Genomic DNA, 22172 nt, shown 5'->3' with positions numbered 1-22172 from the left:
AATACGACCAAAAACCTAAACTATAATGAATCGCTTTTAGTTGTATTTTTATAACTTAAAATAAACGTATGAGATTTTCGGTTTTTCTTATTTCCGTTTTCTTGGTATTGGGAACGGCCTGCAAGCAAAAGAAGAAATACCATGATACTGTACAGGAAGAACGTATTTCGGAAAGAACGGATGCGATTCGCAGTATTATCGAATTTCAGGAAGAATTGAATAAAGAGTTCGAAGATCCCGAGACCTCCCCTTTGCCCGATCGTTTTAGAAAAGACTTCGAAACGCTTGATTTTTTTCCAGCGGATACCTCTTATGTTGTTCAAGCTCGTTTTGTTCGAACACCCGACGCCATTCCCTTTATGATGCCCACGACTACCGATAGAACCTCGGAAGAGGTCGTTTTTGGAGTGGCGCATTTTTCCTTGAACGGCAAGAAACATCAGTTGGAGATCTATCAAAATAAAGAATTGATGCTCGAAGAGGGGTATGAAGAATACCTATTTCTGCCGTTTACTGATTTGACCAATGGAGAGGAGACCTATGGGGGCGGTCGCTATTTAGATTTGTCAATTCCCAAAGGGGATGCGATAACGCTTGATTTTAATAGATCATATAATCCGTATTGTGTCTATAATAAAAAGTATTCCTGCCCTTTAGTGCCTAGTGTCAATCATTTGTCGACCAAGGTAACGGCCGGGGTCAAGGATTTTAAAAAAGGATATGACTAATACTAAAAAAAACCCTAACGATTCCGTCAGGGTTTTTGAACTTAAAAACTATAAATAACTCAACCAATTAAACTCATGTTTATTAAAAGGAGTACACTGCTGCCAATATAAAAGAGGCCAGACTGCCTTGTGGCATTAAATCTCCATCAAGAAAAGCATCTTCAGATGCGCTATCCAAGCGTAATTCCGGTTTGATCATTAAATCACCAATAGTTGCGCTTCCTGTTAAGGTAACGGCTATTACATTTGCGTCTCCATCGGCATCAGTTGCACCAATAGCTCCAAAGCTTCCGGTCTCCGCAAAGTATTCCCCTCGCAATCCAATAGCAAAATTCTCCGAGGTGGTTAACTGTGGATAAAGGGCCACTCCGGTAAATCCTGTACCATCAGTATCTTGGTACGAGGCATTGATTCCTAAGAAGAAGGAGTCGGATACATCGAAACCACCAGTATAGTCTATTTGAAATAGCGATTTAATATCTGTATCAACGATGTTCCCGTTCGCCGCATCTACTTGCTCGCCAAAACCTTGGGGGCCATATACCAGATTTAAATATTGACCGGAGTATCCTAATTGAGCACCAAGAGTATAGTTGCCAAATGGATTCACATCGGTTAAATCCGTAGCGTTCATTACGGCTAACATAGCGGACCAGTCGTTCCCTAAATCAAAATCCGCTTTAAGACCTGCATGAGAGAAGGGACCATAGGAAAACATGTATGAGGTACTGTAGTTAAAATTAGCGCTAGGAGATATTACTTCATATCCTAAAAAAGTATTGAAATTACCCAATGTTAATGTCACCTTATCGCTGACGTTCCAGTATACATATAATTGGTTCACAATATTTGCCGATCCGATCGGAGAACCAAAAACAGCTTCCTCACCTCTAGGACCGAATACGAGGTCAGCAACAAAACCCACTTTTTCTCCTTCATAACCTGCAATTAGATTAACCATACCTAGGGCGAAACCAGGGCGATTTGCAAATGAAGTGCCTGGTACCGTTGGTGATATAACTTCCGTAGTATTTCCCGCGGCATCCACAACGGGCAATACCTTATTCAATCCTCCTAGATTTGTTCTGTAGTAGGCATCGACACTTCCGCTAAAACTGAATTTGGATTTGCTTTCTTCTTCCTCTTCTTGAGCACTCATGTTGGGAGTAATCATAAGCAGTAATGTCAATAGAAAGATATTTTTTAAGTACTTTGTATATAGAATCGCTTTCATAATATTTGAGTTTAAATTTCCCTGCGACGGGTTTTTAAGATTTGATGTTTGTTAGCGTTTTAAAAACGGAGCGTTCTGCAAAACGCTCCGTTTGCCTTTATTTCAATTAGTCATTCGTAAAGTCTGGATAGGCGTCCATACCATGTTCGTGAAGGTCAAGTCCTTCGATTTCTTCTTCTTTCGATACTCGCAATCCTGTAATGGCTTTAAGTGCGCCCAGAATGATTCCTGAAGTGATCACACAAAAGGCGCCGATGATCAATACTCCGTAGAGTTGCACCATGAATTGTCCTCCACCGGCTTTAGAACCAAAGATTCCAACGGCCAATGTTCCCCAAATACCACATATCAAGTGTACCGCAACAGCTCCAACAGGGTCGTCTAATTTAAGTTTGTCAATGAGCGCTACGCCCAAGACAATAATAATACCGGCAAGTAGCCCTATGATGACCGCCTCGTTGGGGGACATTAAATCGGCACCAGCGGTAATTCCGACCAGACCGCCTAAGATTCCGTTCAAGAACATGGTCAAATCAAGGTTCTTGTATAGTATGTAAGAGAGAATCATTGCGGCCACACCTCCTGCAGCTGCCGACAAGCTCGTGGTTACCAATACCAAAGAGGTCAATTCAGGGTCGGCAGATAAGACCGATCCTCCGTTGAAGCCGAACCAACCCAACCATAATATGAGTACACCTGCTGTGGCAAGCGGGATACTATGCCCCGGAATCGCCTTGGGCTTGCCGTCTTCCCCGAATTTTCCGATTCGAGCCCCTAATAGGGCGATAGCGACCAATGCGGCCCATCCGCCAACGGAGTGTACCAATGTGGATCCTGCGAAATCATAGAATCCCCATGCATCCAAAAAGCCGCCTCCCCATTTCCAGGCCCCAACGATGGGATATACGAGTCCTACGTAGAAAATGGTGAATATCATAAATGCACCTATTTTGATGCGTTCCGCTACCGCTCCTGAAACGATTGTGGCGGCCGTAGCTGCGAACATTCCTTGAAAAAGGAAATCGGTCCACCAGGTATAGCCGCCATCGGCATACTCAGGGGTCATTCCACCTTCCGGGGCAGCAATACCGAAGCCTGCAAAACCAAATATTCCTGAAGAACCTTCTTCAAAACCGGGATACATCATATTGAAGCCCCAAGCATAATAAAGCAAAAGCCCTACTGTAATGATGAAGATGTTCTTAAATAAGATGTTTATGGTATTTTTTTGTCGTGTTAATCCTATTTCCAAAAATGCAAATCCGGTGTGCATGAAGAATACTAAGGCCGTGGCCAACATCATCCATACATTATTTGCTGTAAATAATCCTGCGTCCATTTTTTAAAAGTTTAGTGGGTTGTTTTTAGTTGATTCCAGCGTGACCGCTTTCTTTGGTTCGTATTCTGTAGGCCTCCAGTACTTCGGAAACAAAGATTTTTCCGTCTCCTACATTGCCGGTATAGGCCGATTCTAAAATGCAGTTGATCGTTTTTTCCAAATATTCATCGGAAACCACTATCGAGAGATAGCGACGTTGAATGTCGGTTGTACTATACGAAATACCTCGGTATACATGACCTTGTTTTTCATTGCCTACTCCAGTTACATCCCAATAACTGAAGAAGTTCACTTCAATCTCATGAAGCGCTTTCTTGACGTCATCAAATTTTGACTTTCTGATAATTGCCTCGACTTGTTTCATTGTGTTACTATTTAAAAGGTTTAATTGGTTATAAATGATGAATCGAATGTTCGAGAAAACAATTCGCGAATACATTTAAACTCATCATATTGTTTTTGTTATTTATAGCGTCAAATGTATGTGAAAAAAAATAAGACCCTGTAATTTTTAGGGTCTATGTCGCAATTTTTATGTTTATATAAAATTATACCCCTAAATTTTAAGGGTATGTGAAATTTATATTAGAAATAATGATGATTTACTTAGAAGAGGGTCGATGAAATGTTGTTTTTTTTGAAAAAATAGAGGTGTTTGGTGCAATTCTTTAAGAATTGTTCAAAAAATAACGAAAAGGTTGCTATTCTGTTAAATAATTAAAAAAACCAGGGTATGGCCGATTTATAGGGACTTCGCTAGCCAAAGTCCTAATGCGATTGCTAGAATGCCCACCACAATGCTCAAAACCGTATAGATGGCGAAGTGAAAAAATGCCCCATCGTTTAGAAGTGAATGCTTTTCGAATGCGAAAGTGGAGAAGGTGGTGAAGCCACCACAAAAACCCGTGCCTAGAAGTAGTATTTGGTTCTGTGAAAGATAGTTGTTCTTTAAAGACAGTCCTAGTACGAGACCGATGAGTAAACAGCCAACGATATTCACTAAAAAGGTCCCTAAAAAGAAGTGTTGAAAATAAGGGTTGAGGTTTTTTGAAATGAAATACCTGAGCATACTTCCCAATCCTCCTCCCAAAAAGACCAATAATAGTTGCTGCATACTCAAAGGTATGAAATGAGTATTTAGGATATAAACTAGTGTCGGAAAAGTTAAATGTGGTTAATAGTAAAAAAGACTGCTTTGAGACGGAAAAGAATAGAGGATTACACCGCTTTCTTATATTTGGAAGAAATCAAATCAATTGGATATATTTTGGATGCCGAAGTCTCCGCGCGTCCATCGGTCGTCTTTCTTTTTCGGCCAACGGTGTTCGAACTTATGAACAGCATGATGGCATTGACTCCGATAATTACAAAAAGAATAGTAAAAAATGTTATCATTTTATTGCCCCTTATACGATAAACAACGCAAAATTACGATGTTTGGTATATTATACGCGATAAAATGCAAAATTGTTCTTAAAATCGATGTTTTTGTCACACTCTCAAAGAATATGTTAATTTTTAAGTAAATACTTAATACAGAAGAGAATAACTAAGAATATTATGAAGGAAATGCCTACCCATTTTACTCCTTTATAATTTTTTAGATGTAATTTTTTATCTTTTCTGTAAGAATAAAAGACGATTATCGCAAAAACTACAATAAATAAGAGTGCAAAAACTATTTGCCCGTTGCTGAACATATTTTCTATTTTTACGCAAAGCTAATCGAAAACAAATAACAATGAAAAGTAAGATAGAAGCGGTACGGTTGTTTCATAACTCATTTGGTTTGGGTGTATCGGAACGTATGCGTGCCGATTTGGGGGAAAACACAAACAAACTTCGGTTTAACTTGATGGACGAAGAGAACAAAGAGTACTTTGAGGCTGCACAAAACAACGATATGGTTGAGGTTGCCGACGCCTTGGGTGATATGTTATATATTCTTTGTGGTACTATTTTGGAGCACGGAATGCAACACAAGATAGAAGAAGTTTTCGAAGAAATACAGCGCAGTAATATGAGTAAATTAGGAGCCGATGGAAAACCTATTTATCGTGAAGACGGCAAGGTTCTCAAGGGGCCCAATTATTTCAAACCCAATATCGAAGCGATTTTAGAGGTATAACAAACACCGAAATAGATGCTTCAAGCGTTATCAGGTAGCGCTTCGAATTCCTTTCTTTTATTCTCGAACCATGCGGCCATAGCTTCTGGCGATTTCATCAATTGCCGCATATCTTCCATGGCTTTAAGATGGTCTGCATCGCTTTTTTGAAACATTTCGGTACCATGTTTTTTGCTCATTTCAGCGATTTCCTCGAAAGTATTGGCAGTAAATTCGAGGTCGCAAGCGCCACCCAATTGGTGACAGGTCATTGTTTTCATACGATATACTTTAGAGTAATTTACTAATTTCTGAATAAAGAAGTTTCGATAAGCTTTGGAGGCATATTGCCGATTTTAAGAAGTCTCTCATGAAAGTCCCTCAGCCTATACTGGGCACCCATTTTTTCCTTGAAACGCGAGCGCATCTTTAGTATTTCGCTCATTCCCATAAAGTAGCCGATAAAATAACCTGGTCTCTCCGAGGCCGAATCTATTTCGAGCTGTGCGGCCCACTGAAGAAAACCGACCTTCTCGGTCATCATCGCTATGGCTTCTTCATAGGTCATTTTCCCGGTATGCATGCCCACATCATAAACTACTCTTGCATTCCGCCAGAGTCGTAGTTGTAATTGTCTCAGGTGAATTCTCTTATTCGGAAAGAATCCGGTCTCGCTCATCAATTGTTCATTGTAAAGTCCCCAGCCTTCGCTGAACAATGATATTCCGTTTTGTCTGCGGAGGAGACTCGGATTGTGCATTTGATATAGTCCTTGAACGTGATGTCCGCCATAGGCCTCATGAGGGGCCGTTACTATGATGACACCCCAATCATGTTCTACGAGATATTCTTGTTTGGTCTTTTCGTCCCATTGGTCTTCAAACGGATTGATCATCCACTTTGCGGTGAACACACTATCCTTGTCTTTTTCGCGAGCTCGTGAAAAGTTACCATAATAGGATGTTTTTCTCAAGTATTCCGCTCTGGGCACTACCTGTACTTGTTCTTTCCAAGGTATAGGTATGAGGTCTTTACTGATAATATGTGCCTTTGAACTATCGACCCAAAGTTGATGTGCCGCTATCATTTGGTCCGGCTCGGGGTACTCGTTTTTGATTTCAATGACCAGTTCTTGCCATGTTTTGGACGGGTCTATTTCCGTAGCCAGGGCTTCTAGTTCCGTGACTGTCTTATCAAACTGCTCTCGCCCGTATTTCCAAAGGGTCTCATCATCGTAATCCAGTAAGAATTGACTCTTGAGTACACGATTGTACGTTTCTTTTCCCATCGCGAAATGGCGCTTCGGTTTTTTAGGTAGTTCCTCGTCAATAAAGAGGGTAAACGATTCAAGGCTTTCTCGGGCCTTTGTGATGAGCGGAATTAATTTTTGGCTTTCCTCCGATGCGGTAGCAAATGTCATTAAATCCGAACCGAATAGCGTTTTCGCGTTATTGGCCATAAACAGGGATAGCTCTTGAAATCGGGGTACATAATACTCTAATTGATTCTGACCGTTCTCTAATTGAACGGGTATCGCCTTTAAGCGCATTTCCAATTGTTCGATTTTTTCGGATAGTGCTCCTGGTCGCTCCATGCTATTGCCGAGCGCACGAAAAGACATATAGTTTCTTGGATCGAATTTCCAGGTTTGATGTTTCGCTTTCCTGATCTCTCGCCCTTTTAAAATACTATGCGCAAATCTCCAATCGATCCTATCTTCGAAAGAGAGTTGATGGGTGTCGATCTTGGCCAATGATTCCAGTTGTTCGCGCGTACGCTCAAGTTCAGAAGCAAAGTGTGTTGCACTTAAATCAGGAATGTCCGTCGATGTGTTCGAGGAATTAAAACTTTCGATGAAGCGTTGGAAGTCAGAGATCGTTGAGGATTCCGCTTCCTTTTCTTTTTGGCATGATAACAATACTATCAAGGCCAATATGGGTAGTGTTTTTCTCATAATTGTTCGAGTGGCGCTTCTTTAAAAATACAAAAAGGCCAGAACATGCTTTCCTGAGCGTACTATAACCCAATAAGCGCTATTTCCCGTAGACTATCTTTCCATTAAAAATGGTCATTACGACCTGTGTTTTTAAGACGTCACTTTCAGGAACCGTCATCAGGTCTTGATCATATATGGTAAAATCGGCAAGTTTGCCCGGCGTGATCGATCCTTTGATAGCTTCTTCGAAAGCCCCGTAGGCAGCGTCAAGGGTGTATGATCTGAGTGCCTGATCACGTGTCATTTTCTGTTCCGGTTCATATCCCTCTTCTGGAAGACCTTTTAGGGTTTTTCTACTGATACTGGCGTAAAAACTTGCAATTGGGTTTAATGGTTCTACGGGTACATCTGTTCCGTTGACGATAGGAATACCGCTTCGTAACAGGTCTTGCCACATATAGGCACCTTCTTTTATTCGTTTTTCACCCAAACGGTCAATGGCCCATGGTCTATCGGATGACATATGTACGGCCTGCATAGCGGGTATGACGCCAAGACCGGCAAAACGGGGAATATCTTCAGGGTGAAGATGTTGGGCATGCTCGATTCTGAACCGGTGATCTGCCCGAAGTTCTGGCAGCTCATCAAAAGCAGCCTCGTAGCGGTCAAGTATTTCGCGGTTGGCACGATCACCTATGGCGTGGGCACAGACCTGAAAACCGTTTTGCAATCCGTTCAAGGCGGTTTCCTTTACAAATTCCATAGGTAGGGTCTCATGACCAAAATGATCAGGTCTATCGGAATAAGCTTCCAGTAACCAAGCTCCCCTTGAACCAAGTGCCCCATCGCAGTTCAGTTTAACGGAGCGAATGGTGAACAGATGATCCGGATCTACGACCGGACCCTTCTCATACCACTCTTCCAGCAGTTCTTTGTCCCAACCGGTAAGCATGGCATACATTCGTATACCCAACTTATCCTCATCCTTCATTTGATTATAAAGCGCAATAGTCTCACGACCGATACCCGCATCGTGAAAACCTGTGATGCCATTTCTATGACATGCCGCAACGGCGAGCTCGAATGCCTTGATGGACTTTTCAGGAGTGGTCTCAGGAATGTGCTGGGTAATCAGGGTCATGGCACGCTCATTGAAAATTCCTGTTGGACTTCCTAGATTATCCATCATGACTTCACCACCTTTTACTTCAAATTTATTGACGCCCTCCTTATCCAATGCAGTGAGGCCTGCAATTTCCATAGCCTTGGCATTGGCAAAACCAGCATGGCCACTGGCATGTCTCAAGTATACCGGATTGTCCGGTGATACCTCGCTGAGTTTATAATGGGTTTGAAATCCATTGACGGCATCTTCGGGTAGCGCATCCCATTTGCTTTGGTGCCATCCTCGCCCGGTAATCCATTCACCGGGTTCGGCACTTTTTACGGCCTGCGCGACCGCATCAACGATTTCTTGATAACTTGTCGTATGGATCAGGTCAAGGTTCAGTTCATTATAACCCAGACCCATAAAATGCCCATGCCCCTCAATCAAACCCGGGGTCATGGTCCTTCCTTGAAGGTCAATGATCTGTGTTTGCTCGTTTTGATATGCTTCCGCTTCGGCAAGACTACCGGCGAAGAGTATTTTATTGTCTTTGGTGGCTACCGCCTCTACCATGGTTTGGGTAGTGTCGACCGTATAGATAGGTCCTCCATGTATAAGTAGGGTAGCGGGTTCTTTTTTAGGGTCTGAACATGCGATGGTCATTAGACCCAGAAAGGCGGTGGTAAAAAATAATCTAAAGGACATGAAAGTTGGTTTTGTGCTTGAATTTACAACTTATTGGTCAAGTTGAATTGCGATTGCGGAAGATTTGGTAAATCACTTGTACTAATCCCATACAAATTTCCACTCTCCATTGGTCTGTCTCCTCCAGACGGTGTGAAAAATTCCGGTATTCTCCTTGATCGCACCTGTAGAATCTACTGATTTGAATATGTAGTCGCCATAGGTGTAGGCCAAATCCCCCGAGTTGCTGACTTCAACAAAAGTGGGTGTCCATTGGAGCGTCTCGTTTGGTCTCATATCTTGTAAATACCAGTCTTTTATGGCGGATTTGCCTTGAACGACTTTGTTCTTTCTTCTGATGACGCCATCAGACGCGGCATAGTGATGAAACGCATTCGCTAAGCCCTCGCTTTGGGCCATTGCATTGAAATCCTTTTCAACTTGTACGATTTCAGATTTCCATTGTTCAATGTTCGGTTTGGGTTTTTCGGGGCCACAGCCGCATAGTACAAAGATTACAAAAGCGGATAATTGAAAAAGTCTTTTCATAGCGGTTACTATTGATAGCTTTATGGGTTATTGGTGATATCCTTTTTTTACCAGACGTTTGGAAATCCACCAATAATTTCCGCTGGGGTCTACAATTCCGGATTGACGGTCTCCATAATCCATGTCCATTGGTGCAAATTCTTCTTTGGCCCCATATTCAATAGCTCTTTGGTGGACTTCATCTACGTTATTGACATATAAGTAAAAGGCCGTTCGCATGTTGAGAAAGGGTTTCCGTGCTTGACTTATCATGAAACAGGAAGTACCGATCTTGAGAATAACGTTGGCCAGATCACCAGTTTTTGGATTGACGGTACGATGAACCTCTTGCGCATCAAAGGCCTCTTTTAAAAAGGTAATAAGTGCTAGGGGTTTTTCCGCGAATAGATACGGGTTCATGGTGCCGAACCCATCAGGTGTATAGGTGTCAAATATAGTATTCATCTCAGGTTGTGTTTCATTGTGTATGCTGCGAAAGCAATTTGAATCAAGAGGTTCGCAAGATTTTTCCATTTTTTGCCTCTGGCCAGTTCATCTACTAATTGGTCAGGTTGGTGTACTACTTAGGTCAAGGTTTTTCCGATTTCCTCTACAAGACAGCTTCAGCGAACACCTATAATACAATAGAAATCCGGTTGCTTTGCGGCACCTTCGAACAATTCCGCAAAAGTCGCTTTTGAGGTGGTCAACGCTCTCAGTTCACTTTCCGAATAGCCCATGAGCCACAAAATTGCTTGGTGCGATATGTTCGTCGTGAGGACTTGTATCCCATTTTGTCCATTTAAACACAGTAACAATCGGGCTTTGGATTTGCGATTATTGAAAAACTTCGCTGATTTGAACCACAGGTTGAACATTGGTGTAGTTGGGAATATCCCCGACTATTTTTTCCGCATTCGGCCCAAAAGTACTTTGATAGTCTTCAAGGCTATCAAAATAGAGGTATCCAATCGCTAAATAGGGCATCTGTTCATTTGGTCTTCCTGCCGCTATTCCCTTGTCGATTTTTACAGCCTTAATGGTCTCACTGAGGAGATTGGCGACCATGGGCATATGCTTTTTCGAATAATAGTCCATGTCAAATGTTTTCCCTTCTCCATTAGGGTATAGTATCGTCACTTTGACCATGCCTGGTTTCTCTTCCGGGGTGTCGGATGATATGGTCTGTTGACCATAAGAAAAAAATGTGGCGGCACTTAACATTAAGATAAAGATCTTGGTTCTCATTTTCTGCTATTTATGATTGCCTAAAAGTTACCAATTTTTCTTCGCATACCTTCCTTATCTTGAGTGTTTTATATTGATGCTAGAGCTGACATGTCAATCGACCATGAAAAGGGCATTAGCGAAAAAGAGCTTCCCGTTTTCCCAAAACCCCCTGAAAAGCGGATTGTCTACCATATAGACGACACTGCCGCGGCCGAAGTCCTCGACCCCGAATACTAAGGTTTTGTTGATATTTTTTTGCGCGATACTGCCGGCAAAACCTGATACGGGTTTGTTTTGTTTTTCCTCAAGGTACACCACATTCCCTTCGCTCATATAGTCGAAGGCGTCATTGCCCAATTTTAAGGTAAAGTAGTTGTCATCGTAGCCAAAAGCCAGTGGATGAGTGTTGTCCACTTTAGTTTTGAAGATAGCTCCTGTAATGGCATTTTTAATGCGTTCTCGTTCTGAACCATCAAAGGGGCGCATTGTATGAGCACTGTCTTTTTTGATTTCCTTCTTATTTAGACCAAAGCCCTTCTCACCTGAAATGGCATCTATAGATCCACCCATGGCTATCAATTTTCCGCCGTTTCGTACCCACTCCTTCAGATCTTTCAGCGTATCTTCTTTCATGAATCTTCGATACCCCCAACCACCTGGAAGGACCAAGACATCGTATTCCGAAAGGTCTACCCGGTTCATGTAATCCGCATCGATCACAGCAAAGGGGTAGTGGAGTTGCTGCTCGAAAAAATGCCAAATCTCCCCAAAGCGAAGAGTGGATGTTGGTTCTCCAGATAACACGGCGATTTTGACATCATTGACCACCTGTACCCAACCTGAACCAAAGTCTTTGCCACTATCTACGAATCCGGTTTGGGCAGGAGTCAGGTTTTTGTTGTGCTTTTCGGCAACTTTCTGCAAGGTTCCCAAATAGGCTTTATGGTTTTTATTGTCTCCCTTAGCGATAATCAATGTCCCCCTGGGATAACTTTTTCCATCAAGGGTGAAGGGTTTATAGTTATAACGTACGCGAATATTCTCTTGAATCAACTCGGCCAAAAACCGTGCGTCGTTCATGCTGTTCCAGTCGGTTAAGAAGGCATAGGAACTTTCGCTTAAATTAGTTGTTGCTGATTCCGTTTTGGCATATGCCGTACCCGATACTGCTGTGGTGGTAGCTATGGCATCTAATCCATACGCATGGGGTAATGACCAAGCAGTAATATCATAGGTCACCGAATCACTGAGTTTGGCATTGGGCTCAAAGAGAACCTTTACAAGCGTGCCTTTTGATTGGTCTCCAGGTATAATCAAACTATTGGAGCTGGTTTTCATACTACCTGTCTTGCCGGTCTTGTATCGAAAACCTTTTACAGTTGCTTGTTTACCGGCCTGATATGTAATCTCATGTTGGTCTAGCAATCGGGTCAAGGCATCTATTTTATCTTGATCTCCGTTTAAGACATAACTTTTGTACGTAAAGTTTTTGTTGGTATAAAATTTCTTGAATTCATCGTTCAATTTTTGTGCATTTTTTGATGCGACCTCAACGGTAGAAAGTCCGGTCGTGTGATGATGTGCGATTCTATCCTTCAGTGTCAGGGTATCACCGATACTCGTGATAATACCTAGGCCGGCGCGTCCGCTTCCACCTTGTTCATAGGTCATGCCGATCCCTCCATTGTAGGTAGGGTACGTGTCGCCGTAGCTCGGATATAAAAGGTCGAAAACTTCCTTTGTAAAATAAAACCACCCATTTGCATCAAAATACCTGGCATGGTTTTTCCCAACGGTTTTTTGAAAGTCGCGTTGAAAATCTGTAATTACTTCATGATAAGGTTCCGCAGCCGGAGAGAAATAGTAGGGGTTGTCCACACCCTGCTCATGAAAATCAACGTGAACGTGTGGTAACCATTTATTGAAAAACTTCAGTCGCTGTTGACTCTCCACTTGGGTCAACCATGCCCAATCGCGGTTCAGGTCGAACATGTAGTGATTGGCACGTCCACTGAGCCAACCTTCGTGGTGTTCCTTACTATTAGGGTCTACATTATTTGGCGTGTTTTTGGTTTCGTTATACCAATTCACGTAACGGTCACGACCGTCAGGGTTGATACAGGGATCGACCAAAACAACCGTATTCTCCAAGTAATCCGATTTTGTAGTGAGTAGTTCATAAGTGGTTTGCATCGAAGCCTCAGTACTTACACTTTCGTTGCCATGTACATTATAGCTCAACCAGACAATAGCCTTTGAAGGATTGCCTTCGCCAGATGTATTCTTCAGATGCTCTGCACGAATATTTTCAAGATTTTTTATGTTTTCAGCCGAGCTGACATAGGCCAGTAATAAGGGGCGTCGTTCATTTGTTTTGCCATACTCGTTTAGTTGCACGCGGTCAGGTGCCACCTTGGCCAAGTATTGATAGTAATCGACCACCTCATGGTGTCTTGTGAATTGAGTGCCGAGTTCGTAACCTAAAAATTCAGAAGGTGATTTTAGTTCTTGTGCAAGGGCGTTGACCATTGCTAAAAGAGCGAATAGTAGTAAAGCTTTTTTCATCTAGCGTTTCATTTTGGCGTAATCTCAAATCTAACGATTACTACTGAGAATTCTAAGAATAATCTTTGTTCTGCACAATTTTTAAGATGAAGTAATTAACTTATTTTTAATACGTCTAAAACCCAGTATTTTTATATTTACGGGATTTTATTTTTCACTATGGATGTTGACTGTTTGCCCTTTAAGAAAACCTGTTATTTTTCTCAATTAATTTGCGATTATTTGGATAACAAAGAGGAGCTGAGACCTTTTTTCAATCGATTCCCGGATAAGAAGGGTTTTCAAGGACAAATAGAGGAGAAAGCGCAACAGTTTCAACAAGCGAACCGAGATATACTGTATCAATCCCTGAACCAGCAGTACGAAGGGTTTGCCATTACCAAACAGACCCAAAATCATATCAAGCAGTTAAAGGAACCTATTACCTTCACGGTAACGACAGGGCATCAGTTAAACCTTTTTACGGGACCGCTATATTTTTTATATAAAATAGTCTCGACCATCAATTTGGCGAAACAACTGAAAAAGGAATATCCGAGGTATAACTTTGTTCCGGTGTACTGGATGGCCACCGAAGACCATGATTTCGATGAAATCAATTACTTTAATTACGCCGGTAGAAAAATACAATGGAATAAAGAAGCCTCTGGGGCAGTAGGCCATTTATCTACTGAGGGGTTGGCCGAAGTCTACAATACCTTTGCCACTGAGTTGGGGACTAGCCGAAATGCAACTGCACTTAAAGAACTGTTTGTAAAGGCTTATGTTGATCATACGAACCTGACCGATGCCACAAGGTATCTGGCAAATGCCTTATTTGGTGATTATGGCCTTGTCATTGTTGATGGTGATGATGTTGACCTGAAACGCCTTTTGATACCTTATGCTAAAAAGGATATTTTTGAAACTCTTCCATTTACCAAAGTCAACGAAACGATAGCCACCTTGAAGGGGGTATCGGATGCCTATGGAATACAGGTAAACCCACGCGAAATCAATTATTTTTATTTGTCGGAAGGTGTCCGTGAACGCATCATCGAAAAAGACGAGCGATACCATGTGAACGATACGGCAGTTTCGTGGAGCAAATCGGAGTTATTACTGGAGCTCGACGAACATCCGGAGCGCTTTTCCCCGAATGTTATCGCCCGACCCCTCTATCAAGAAGTGATCTTACCCAATTTGTGTTACATTGGAGGAGGCGGTGAAATCGCTTACTGGCTTGAGTTGAAAGCTATGTTCGAAGCGATGGAGGTTGCCTTTCCGATCTTATTGCTCCGTAATTCGGCATTGGTTATTACCAAGAAACAGTGTGATAAATTAAAAAGGCTCGAATTGAAGGTTGAAGACCTTTTTCTAAAACAAAATAACTTCATCAATAGGAAAATACGCGAAATATCAAATATCGATATAGACTTCTCGCCACAGAAAAAGCTTTTGGAAGATCAGTTCAAATTCCTTTACGACTTGGCAGAACAGACCGATGTCTCTTTTATTGGTGCTGTGAAGGCACAGGAGGTGAAACAGAAAAAGGGGCTTGATCGCCTTGAGAAGCGTTTGCTGAGAGCACAGAAACATAAACTGAGGGACCACGTGAACCGAATGACGGCAATTCAAAATGAGTTGTTTCCTGGGCAGTCCTTACAAGAACGTAACCAAAATTTCTCTGAATTGTATTTAGAACGTGGAGCAGTGCTTATTCCTGAATTATTGGATGCTTTAGATCCCTTACATTTGGAATTCAGTGTTCTGAGTTATTAGAATTCCTTGGGTTTTAAGCAAAGGCATTTCCTTTTTAAACACTGTTTGGATATAACGTGCCATAATAAGAAAGGCCACAATCATTACAATTGTAGCCTTTCGGGTATTGGTCAATGGTTTGGTTAATTGACCAAGAAATGTTTGCTTTCTGCCCAGTAGTGACCTTGGGCCTTGACAATGTATTTACCACTTGGAATATTGTTGATGTCCAGATGAATTGTCGCCTTTCCGTCAATCATTTTGAAGGATCTAGGTACACTAACCATCCTTCCATTGATATCGTAAACGACCACTTTTACATCCTCTTTTAACTGAGGTCCAAGCGACTTCTTACCAGCCAATTTTGGTGTAATTGTTCCAAATTCAAGGGTCAAGGCATCTCCAGAAGCTACTGGAATCGGATATACCTTTGAAATTTTAGTTGGGTTATCGTTCACAGGGGTTTTATTGCAGTTAACTTCCCCAACTACGATTTTATCCTCGGCAAAGCAGTCCATGCAGTTCATTGCTTCAAAAACGTAGGTACCGGGTTGGTCAACACTGATGGTTTTCTTATATGGGTCACTTATAATATTGCCATCTCGAGTTGTCCACCTGTATTCCACACCGTTTTCCTGACATTCGGCCAAGGTAATATTGATATCACCATTGGAATAATAGCCATCACCACCCTCGGTCGAGAACCAGCCAGACGCTCCGAATCCTGATCGTACTACATCTGCACCTACGCCCATTTGAAATGGTGCTCCCAACATAGTAACCTTGTAGACACCGTGGTTTTCAGAAGTAATGGTACCGTTCCAATCGGTCCAATATTCCCAATCCGATGCATCATAATCTTGACAATCGTTTAATTTAGGGCTACCTAAAGTGGGTGTCTTAGTATATCCTGAAAAAGTCACATCTACATCGATCTTGTCCACACCATTGGTTGCCTGAGCCGTATATCTGGCATCTCCGTTGGCCAGTCGTTCAAAGCGCTGTTCAGAAGCACTGAATTTTGCGGAGGTTCTTCCTATTGAAGTCAACCAAATTTCGAAGCTGCCCGTAGGTCCGTAACAGCGTTCTTGTTCAAGAATAGGATAAACACACCCACCTTCACAAGCATCGGACTCATCTTGAATGGTTGCTGTTAACTCGATAACTTGGCCTGAGTTTCTACAAATTGGGCGAGATTTTCCAGCATCAACGGTGATGCTACAAACCTCTTTCAATCGCAAGCCCGCGTCTATTGTAAGGTCATTTTCTTCCGAAATGTTGAAACAGTTCGTTTTTCCATCTTCTTCCGCATTCGAATCTAATGAACTATCTCCTGCAAGGGCTGATGTGAATTCGAACTTTTCAGGCTCCGCCCCGAAAACTATATAATAGTCTCCTGAATTCGAACAAACTTCAAACTGATAGTATCCAGCTTTGCCATCGCTATCATCCGCAGAAGTGGTCATGTCAACTAGGTCACCGCCACATTGATATAGCTCCACCGTAATGTTATTGACTCCAGCCGAACCATCGTCTTGGAGTCCGTTTTGATTTTTATCCAACCAAACATAGTCGCCGATAACGATTTTATTTTCAACTGTAACTGTCACTTCTTCAGTAGCTTCACAGGATCCGTTTGTCACGGTCACGCTATAAGTGGTATCCACTTCAGGGGCCACCTCGATGGTCTGCTTGGTTTCGCCCGTTGACCATAAGTAGGTTCCTTCTCCCGTTACCGTCAGGGTAGTTGAGTCTCCTCTGCAAATGTTCTTATCTTCTCCGACCTCAGCGGTTACCGTATCGATATCCACGTAGACCGAACGCATATCTGTGCAGTTATCACAACCCTTTACTGTCACAGTGTAATTGCCGGATTGTGTTACAGTAATAGAGGGAGTAGTTTCACCGGTTGACCACAAATAGGTCAAATCTTGCCTACTAGGGCCTGTGTTCATGGGTTCTAGCGTACCGAACCATTCTGTACATTCCCCGAATGTACCTCCGGTCCAAGCACCTATTCCGTACTGACCTTGTTGAAAACCTGCGCCATCAGCCAAAATATAGTGTTGCTTAATATCCTTCAATTCAACGGTCATTGTCCGTCCATTGGCCGTAATGGTACCGCTGAAGGACTTATAAAAGGTTCTTGGGTCCGCGGCGATTCCAACTTGATAGCAATGGTCTTGCCAAGTGTTACCATTGTTGGCTTTGTCATAAAGTTTAATGTTAACAGTACCGACAACACCATTTGGGTCAATCACGGACCCAGAGATTTTTGCCGTATTATTGGAGAATTCCTGTAGCATTAAATCCGTTCCAGCTCTCCAGATATCATGTAAACCTTTGCAATCGCCACCTTTTTGAAAGATGACTCCGGTCCCCCAAGTGGGAAAACAGGACTTGCCTTCTGTGCTGGCGTCCTTTATTTTATATGATGAAATAACTTCTTGACAAGTGTTTCCGGAATAAACGTCTGTCGTCAAGAGCGCTTCGCCTTGACAATTTTTTTGAATTACATCTATATCAACGGTTAAATCGCAATTTGTTTGTTGCGCAACCAATAAAGTACCTGCCGGCCCCATAAGGAGTAATAAGAAGGCCAATAGATAGCCTTTTACTCGGGTTGTTTCAATGTTAATGTTCGAATGGTAGTGTAGATTTTTATTCATATTGGTTGGGTTTTTGGTATATGTTATTTAAAGTTTGATAAAAAAAGACATACCTCTTCAGAATCGATTATTATCAGTAGTTATACTGAGCGATCCTGTTTTAAGAGATGTAAGAAGTCACCGCTGAAAGCGTTTTTGCGGATTTATGATCAGTTGTCATCAGTAGCGATACTGATTGACTCTGTTCTAAAAAGGTGTAAGAGGTCACCACTGAAGGTGTTTCCGCTGAAATGTGGTGTTGAAGATTCTTCGAATTCAATATTTTTCATGGTTTGTATTGATTTGGGTTGTAGGTCAAAAGTAGCCATTGCCCTATAAAGGGTAAGATAACGGTGTCAGAAGTTCGATAAGGCGTCGAAAAACTCTACCAGCAACCTTAGTGCTGTCGTTTATCGATATTTTTTGAATTTATGTGAGAATCCATTTTTCCGTCTAAGTGCTTAAAAAACAGGATGTAAAGGAGTATTGATGTTCTGTTGCTACTATTTATATTCAACTTTTTTTTCAAAAAAATGACGAATAGGGTAGGGTTTTTAGATGCACCATTGTTTCATATACAAATTGCTATGAAAAAAGATTTGATTTCAGCGTCCCCATCGAATTAGCTTTGAAAGACGTTGAATGATTCTAATAAGTTTATGTGTTTAGGTTGGTTTTTTGATTTTGATGAAAAGTCCGGGGTGGTTCCCGGACTTTTACTTTTATTGCCCTTGAAGCATAGATAGCTATCGTACAGTGAAAAAAACTATACTTTTTTGTAAGGAGTCATTTTTAATGGCGTCTTATATAGTGACTTTGAAAAAGAAAGTTAGTTAAAAAAGTTTGGTTGGTTTTCCCTGGTGGTTCGGGGATGAAACAAAAAGCTCGGAGTACTTACTCCGAGCTTTGTTTTTTTTCATTCCATATCCGCATCACTGCTCCACAACAATTGTTTTTTCCGATACCTGATACCCTGCAAAAATACCTACGCCGCTTTCTCCCTGAATGTTATTCGGAGCGATGCTGTATTCGATAAAAGGGTTGCCGTCATTATCACGGTTCAAATTTGACGCTTGAATGTTTTGGTAAACGATTTCGTCGATATGGGCTACCTGTAAAGTAACTTCTTGGGGTTGTGTATCCCCTTGCTCCCCAAGGTAGATTCGAGTGGTTTCACCTAAGGTAATTCCGTCTTCTACACTATCGGACAATAGGCCATCTGATTCAAAGAATAATGGAGACTCGAAGGTATTCGCATCGAAAGTTTCTTGCGTAAATCCACCTAGAATATAAAAATTACGCTCTCCCAGAATATCCTCAAAGGTAATATCTATTTCGGCGATTACACCTCCAAAATCATTGTTGAATATGCGTATAATTTCCACTATCTCCGGAGCACGTTTCGGAATAGTGCAGGTGGCGCTAAAGGTTTTTCCGTTGGCAACTACATTCAAAACATATTGTCTGCCTTCTAAAATAGGGAGGTTCGTGGCATCGGAGATATAGGTTTCCTCTTGTTCCGAATAGCTGAAATCCGCCGTATTACCCTCGGAGTCCGTAATACTTACTACGGCATCCTTAATCAAAAACAGTTCGTTGTTCGCCTCCTCATCGTTGTTGCTCAAGACGGTGCCAATTGCGGGAAGCGCCTTTGATACCTTAACACGCAGTATGGTGTCAATAGGGGAAATGTAACTCGTAATCGACACCTTTTCTTCGGTATCTAGGAGCTTGTCGGCATCAACGGTTTTTTCACAAGCGATAAGCAACGTAGCGGAGGCCAAAACGGATAAGTATATCGTTCGCATAGTTTTAAAATTTAAAGGTGTAATTGAATGATGGGATGAGCATGAGTACCGATATGCGGGTCAGCTCTTTTTCCCTTGTATCGTTGGTAAAGTCGTCATCGCCTTTATCGTCGAACTTTTCATCGACCCAATAGATAAAAGGGTTCTGACGGGCATAGGTGTTGTATATCGAGATGCCCCAGGTGCGTTCTCGGTTCTTTCGTAACTTTTTATGAAACTGTACGCCCAGATCTAGCCGATGGCTGGTCTCTCCCCTAAAGTTGTTGCGGCCCGTGCTGAAATCTTCAGTGGAGCCAAACCCACCAAAAAAATTACTGGGATTACCGACCGGTAGATTTCCTTGGTTACTCAACCGTTGCAAATTAGGTAAGGTGTAATTGTTTCCCGTTGAGAGCACCCAGGTGGCAGACCAGGTTATTCGTTCGTGGGGCTTATAAATGCCGACGACGGAAATATCATGTCTTCGATCGTAGCGGTCAAAAAACTTTTGGCCTAAATTCAATTCGTCGAATTGACGTTCAGACCAAGATAGGGTATAACCTAACCACCCTGTTAAGGGGCCTGATTGTTTTCTGAACAGTATTTCGGCACCATAGGCCCACCCTTGGCCTGAAGTAATGTTCTCTTCCCAGTTGGTAGTTTCCCCGGATTCCAGGTCATCGATTGCTAAAAAGGAGGCCCCTTCCTTGTATGCGATAACGTCGTCCATTTTTTTATAGTACCCTTCTACGGTCAACGAGTAATCCTTATCTAAAAAGTCTTTTGCAATACCGATGGCAAATTGTTCAGATCTTTGTGGACGTACGACATCGGTAGATGACACCCATAAATCGGTGGGTAGGCCTATTCCGGAACTTGACAATAAATGGATGTACTGGTTCATTTGAGAGTAAGACGCTTTAAGAGCCAGGTCCGGTTTTATATTATAGGAAAGTGCCAAACGAGGTTCGAAATTGAAATAGTTCTTTTTCTCATAATTGAATGCGCTGAATCGCAATCCTGGGGATAAACTCAGTTTGTCGGTTACCCTCCAATCGTCTTCAACATAAACCGCACTTTCTAAGGACTTGAGTTCTTGTTCGGTATCTACATCATTATTGAACTCTTTGATCAAGACCCGTTGCGGAGTAAAGTTATGACTTGTGGCCATGGCTCCGAAGCGTATGCTATGCTTATTGTTCGGGTAGTAGTCGAAATCGGTTTTTAAGGTGTAGTCGTTGATGCCCGAACTGGTACTGAAGGTGTAATCATTGCCATCGAATTCTGATTTGGATTCTTCCTCTGAATTGACCTGGAATTCATAGTTGCTGAAAATGGCCGATGTATTTGCGAAAAGTTTACTGCCGAATTGATGGTTCCATCTAAGAGTTGAGGTGATGTTGCCCCAGCCCAATTTATTTTGCCCTTTCGAAAACTCATCATCGTAGTTCGCATAGAATTTGTCCCGTCCATAATAATTACTCCAGTAAAGTTTGTCTTTTGAACTAAAGATATGGTGTATCTTAAAATTGAGGTCGGCAAAGTAGTACCCACCGGTACCTTCACCATCGGTTTCGTTTCGAATAAAGGGTTGGGCGAGCACATCGGCATAGGTGCGTCGTCCGCTAACGATAAATGAAGTTTTGCCTTTGTTGATCGGGCCTTCGAGTAATACTGATGAGGAAATCAAACCAATATTGAACTTGCCGGAAATCTTTTCTTTGTTACCATCCTTCATATCGATTTTGATGACAGAGGATAATCGACCACCAAAACGGGCGGGGAATCCTCCTTTAAAGGCTTCTACTGATTTAATGGCATCTCCATTAAACACGGAAAAGAAGCCGAAGAGATGATTGGAGTTATACACCACGGCATCATCCAGAATGATCAGATTTTGATCGGGAGTACCTCCACGAACAAAAAATCCGGAGCTACCTTCTGAACCTCCTTGAATGCCCGGTAATAACTGTAACGATTTCAAAACGTCCTTTTCTCCTAATAAGGCAGGAATATCCTGCACGTCTAACGGATTGAGACGCATCGAACTCATTTGTGTCACTTTGCTTTCCTTTACTTTTTCGTCTGCAGTGACCACTACTTCTTCCAAGGATTCCGTAGCCGGCCTCAAATCAACTTCCCAGGTGATATCCGCAGTGAGGTCTATTTGTCGTTTTTCGGTGGCAAAGCCGATATAAGAAATAAGCAATTCATGCTGTCCTTCAGGTAGAGTCAAGGAAAAGAACCCGTAATCATTGGAAACGGTTCCAAGTTTTAATTCAGGAACATAAATGGAAACACCTAACAGGTTTTCGCCGCTACCGCTTTCCTTGATATACCCGCTGATGGTATATTTTGCCTGGTTTTGTTGAAGAATCCTAAGGTAATCAGACTCATGGCTGGTTACTTCCGAGGAGAATGGTTCCAGTGCTGGAAGGTGACTTTTATTTTTTCCATTGGCCACGTAAAAAAAGCATAGAAAAAATACGGAGCAATAGATGCGTTGCTTCAAATTGGTTGGTGTTTTCGGTTCGTAAA

The 22172-nt window shown here is 42.1% G+C and carries 19 protein-coding genes; 3 read left to right on the top strand and 16 right to left on the bottom strand.

The genetic code is table 11. The features are described 5' to 3' along the window. Positions 1-68: 68 nt before the first annotated feature. Positions 69-728, top strand: a complete 660-nt coding sequence (locus ACKWCA_RS15890) for a DUF1684 domain-containing protein (protein ID WP_413979192.1) — start codon at positions 69-71, stop codon at positions 726-728. A gap of 82 nt (positions 729-810) precedes the next feature. Here the strand turns inward: ACKWCA_RS15890 and ACKWCA_RS15885 are convergent, their stop codons facing one another. The 5 genes from ACKWCA_RS15885 to ACKWCA_RS15865 form a co-directional block, all read right to left on the bottom strand. After that, positions 811-1962 carry an outer membrane beta-barrel protein gene (locus ACKWCA_RS15885; protein ID WP_413979191.1) on the bottom strand — a complete coding sequence of 384 codons (1152 nt, stop codon included), beginning with the start codon at positions 1960-1962 and terminating at the stop codon, positions 811-813. Positions 1963-2068: 106 nt separating this feature from the next. Beyond that, positions 2069-3301, bottom strand: a complete 1233-nt coding sequence (locus tag ACKWCA_RS15880) for an ammonium transporter (protein WP_413979190.1) — start codon at positions 3299-3301, stop codon at positions 2069-2071. 25 nt (positions 3302-3326) lie between these two features. Further along, the gene (locus ACKWCA_RS15875) at positions 3327-3665 is read right to left on the bottom strand and encodes a P-II family nitrogen regulator (protein ID WP_413979189.1); all 339 of its coding nucleotides are present in this window, start codon (positions 3663-3665) and stop codon (positions 3327-3329) included. 378 nt (positions 3666-4043) lie between these two features. Further along, positions 4044-4415 (bottom strand): fluoride efflux transporter CrcB, encoded by a 372-nt coding sequence (gene crcB / locus ACKWCA_RS15870; RefSeq protein ID WP_413979188.1) that lies wholly within the window; start codon positions 4413-4415, stop codon positions 4044-4046. 104 nt (positions 4416-4519) lie between these two features. Beyond that, positions 4520-4696, bottom strand: coding sequence for a hypothetical protein (locus ACKWCA_RS15865; RefSeq protein WP_413979187.1), 177 nt, complete (start codon positions 4694-4696; stop codon positions 4520-4522). A gap of 346 nt (positions 4697-5042) precedes the next feature. On the opposite strand from ACKWCA_RS15865, the gene ACKWCA_RS15860 reads away from it, so the two are divergent. Further along, positions 5043-5429 (top strand): pyrophosphohydrolase domain-containing protein, encoded by a 387-nt coding sequence (locus ACKWCA_RS15860; RefSeq protein WP_413979186.1) that lies wholly within the window; start codon positions 5043-5045, stop codon positions 5427-5429. A gap of 20 nt (positions 5430-5449) precedes the next feature. Here ACKWCA_RS15860 and ACKWCA_RS15855 read toward each other — a convergent pair whose 3' ends face one another. The 8 genes from ACKWCA_RS15855 to ACKWCA_RS15820 form a co-directional block, all read right to left on the bottom strand. Beyond that, positions 5450-5689: a DUF1059 domain-containing protein gene (locus ACKWCA_RS15855; protein ID WP_413979185.1), complete on the bottom strand. Its 240-nt coding sequence runs from the start codon at positions 5687-5689 to the stop codon at positions 5450-5452. Between the two features lie 23 nt (positions 5690-5712). After that, positions 5713-7362, bottom strand: a complete 1650-nt coding sequence (locus ACKWCA_RS15850; RefSeq protein WP_413979184.1) for a DUF885 domain-containing protein — start codon at positions 7360-7362, stop codon at positions 5713-5715. A gap of 79 nt (positions 7363-7441) precedes the next feature. Next, complete coding sequence (locus ACKWCA_RS15845; RefSeq protein ID WP_413979183.1) at positions 7442-9157, bottom strand: amidohydrolase; 1716 nt, start codon at positions 9155-9157, stop codon at positions 7442-7444. A gap of 81 nt (positions 9158-9238) precedes the next feature. Then, positions 9239-9685: a YybH family protein gene (locus ACKWCA_RS15840; RefSeq protein WP_413979182.1), complete on the bottom strand. Its 447-nt coding sequence runs from the start codon at positions 9683-9685 to the stop codon at positions 9239-9241. A 27-nt stretch (positions 9686-9712) separates the two neighbouring features. Continuing rightward, positions 9713-10129: a VOC family protein gene (locus ACKWCA_RS15835; RefSeq protein WP_413979181.1), complete on the bottom strand. Its 417-nt coding sequence runs from the start codon at positions 10127-10129 to the stop codon at positions 9713-9715. A gap of 158 nt (positions 10130-10287) precedes the next feature. After that, positions 10288-10542 carry a DUF2200 family protein gene (locus ACKWCA_RS15830; protein ID WP_413979180.1) on the bottom strand — a complete coding sequence of 85 codons (255 nt, stop codon included), beginning with the start codon at positions 10540-10542 and terminating at the stop codon, positions 10288-10290. After that, complete coding sequence (locus ACKWCA_RS15825) at positions 10502-10912, bottom strand: EthD family reductase (protein WP_413979179.1); 411 nt, start codon at positions 10910-10912, stop codon at positions 10502-10504. Before ACKWCA_RS15825 ends, ACKWCA_RS15830 begins: the two co-directional genes overlap by 41 nt. Before the next feature lie 93 nt (positions 10913-11005). Next, positions 11006-13459, bottom strand: a complete 2454-nt coding sequence (locus tag ACKWCA_RS15820; protein WP_413979178.1) for a M14 family metallopeptidase — start codon at positions 13457-13459, stop codon at positions 11006-11008. Between the two features lie 159 nt (positions 13460-13618). Here ACKWCA_RS15820 and bshC point away from each other — a divergent pair, with 159 nt between their 5' ends. After that, entirely contained in the window at positions 13619-15220 is a 1602-nt protein-coding gene (bshC, locus tag ACKWCA_RS15815; protein WP_413979177.1) for a bacillithiol biosynthesis cysteine-adding enzyme BshC, read from the top strand. 122 nt (positions 15221-15342) lie between these two features. Here the strand turns inward: bshC and ACKWCA_RS15810 are convergent, their stop codons facing one another. From ACKWCA_RS15810 to ACKWCA_RS15800, 3 genes are all read right to left on the bottom strand, one after another. Continuing rightward, the gene (locus tag ACKWCA_RS15810) at positions 15343-17868 is read right to left on the bottom strand and encodes an SdrD B-like domain-containing protein (protein WP_413979176.1); all 2526 of its coding nucleotides are present in this window, start codon (positions 17866-17868) and stop codon (positions 15343-15345) included. Between the two features lie 911 nt (positions 17869-18779). After that, on the bottom strand, positions 18780-19655 hold the full coding sequence (locus ACKWCA_RS15805; RefSeq protein ID WP_413979175.1) for a DUF4249 family protein: 876 nt from the start codon (positions 19653-19655) through the stop codon (positions 18780-18782). A 4-nt stretch (positions 19656-19659) separates the two neighbouring features. Further along, positions 19660-22146, bottom strand: a complete 2487-nt coding sequence (locus tag ACKWCA_RS15800; RefSeq protein WP_413979174.1) for a TonB-dependent receptor — start codon at positions 22144-22146, stop codon at positions 19660-19662. Positions 22147-22172: the final 26 nt, after the last annotated feature.

It is taken from the genome of Maribacter corallii, assembly GCF_047345415.1.
Lineage (GTDB): Bacteria > Bacteroidota > Bacteroidia > Flavobacteriales > Flavobacteriaceae > Maribacter_C.
This window is presented reverse-complemented; position numbering and strand designations above follow the sequence as displayed.

Bases quoted from the DNA above. Each gene is read 5' to 3' on its own strand.
- ACKWCA_RS15890 (WP_413979192.1), top strand. From the start codon at position 69: ATGAGATTTTCGGTTTTTCTTATTTCCGTTTTCTTGGTATTGGGAACG.
- ACKWCA_RS15885 (WP_413979191.1), bottom strand. From the start codon at position 1,962: ATGAAAGCGATTCTATATACAAAGTACTTAAAAAATATCTTTCTATTG.
- ACKWCA_RS15880 (WP_413979190.1), bottom strand. From the start codon at position 3,301: ATGGACGCAGGATTATTTACAGCAAATAATGTATGGATGATGTTGGCC.
- ACKWCA_RS15875 (WP_413979189.1), bottom strand. From the start codon at position 3,665: ATGAAACAAGTCGAGGCAATTATCAGAAAGTCAAAATTTGATGACGTC.
- crcB (WP_413979188.1), bottom strand. From the start codon at position 4,415: ATGCAGCAACTATTATTGGTCTTTTTGGGAGGAGGATTGGGAAGTATG.
- ACKWCA_RS15865 (WP_413979187.1), bottom strand. From the start codon at position 4,696: ATGATAACATTTTTTACTATTCTTTTTGTAATTATCGGAGTCAATGCC.
- ACKWCA_RS15860 (WP_413979186.1), top strand. From the start codon at position 5,043: ATGAAAAGTAAGATAGAAGCGGTACGGTTGTTTCATAACTCATTTGGT.
- ACKWCA_RS15855 (WP_413979185.1), bottom strand. From the start codon at position 5,689: ATGAAAACAATGACCTGTCACCAATTGGGTGGCGCTTGCGACCTCGAA.
- ACKWCA_RS15850 (WP_413979184.1), bottom strand. From the start codon at position 7,362: ATGAGAAAAACACTACCCATATTGGCCTTGATAGTATTGTTATCATGC.
- ACKWCA_RS15845 (WP_413979183.1), bottom strand. From the start codon at position 9,157: ATGTCCTTTAGATTATTTTTTACCACCGCCTTTCTGGGTCTAATGACC.
- ACKWCA_RS15840 (WP_413979182.1), bottom strand. From the start codon at position 9,685: ATGAAAAGACTTTTTCAATTATCCGCTTTTGTAATCTTTGTACTATGC.
- ACKWCA_RS15835 (WP_413979181.1), bottom strand. From the start codon at position 10,129: ATGAATACTATATTTGACACCTATACACCTGATGGGTTCGGCACCATG.
- ACKWCA_RS15830 (WP_413979180.1), bottom strand. From the start codon at position 10,542: ATGTTCAACCTGTGGTTCAAATCAGCGAAGTTTTTCAATAATCGCAAA.
- ACKWCA_RS15825 (WP_413979179.1), bottom strand. From the start codon at position 10,912: ATGAGAACCAAGATCTTTATCTTAATGTTAAGTGCCGCCACATTTTTT.
- ACKWCA_RS15820 (WP_413979178.1), bottom strand. From the start codon at position 13,459: ATGAAAAAAGCTTTACTACTATTCGCTCTTTTAGCAATGGTCAACGCC.
- bshC (WP_413979177.1), top strand. From the start codon at position 13,619: ATGGATGTTGACTGTTTGCCCTTTAAGAAAACCTGTTATTTTTCTCAA.
- ACKWCA_RS15810 (WP_413979176.1), bottom strand. From the start codon at position 17,868: ATGAATAAAAATCTACACTACCATTCGAACATTAACATTGAAACAACC.
- ACKWCA_RS15805 (WP_413979175.1), bottom strand. From the start codon at position 19,655: ATGCGAACGATATACTTATCCGTTTTGGCCTCCGCTACGTTGCTTATC.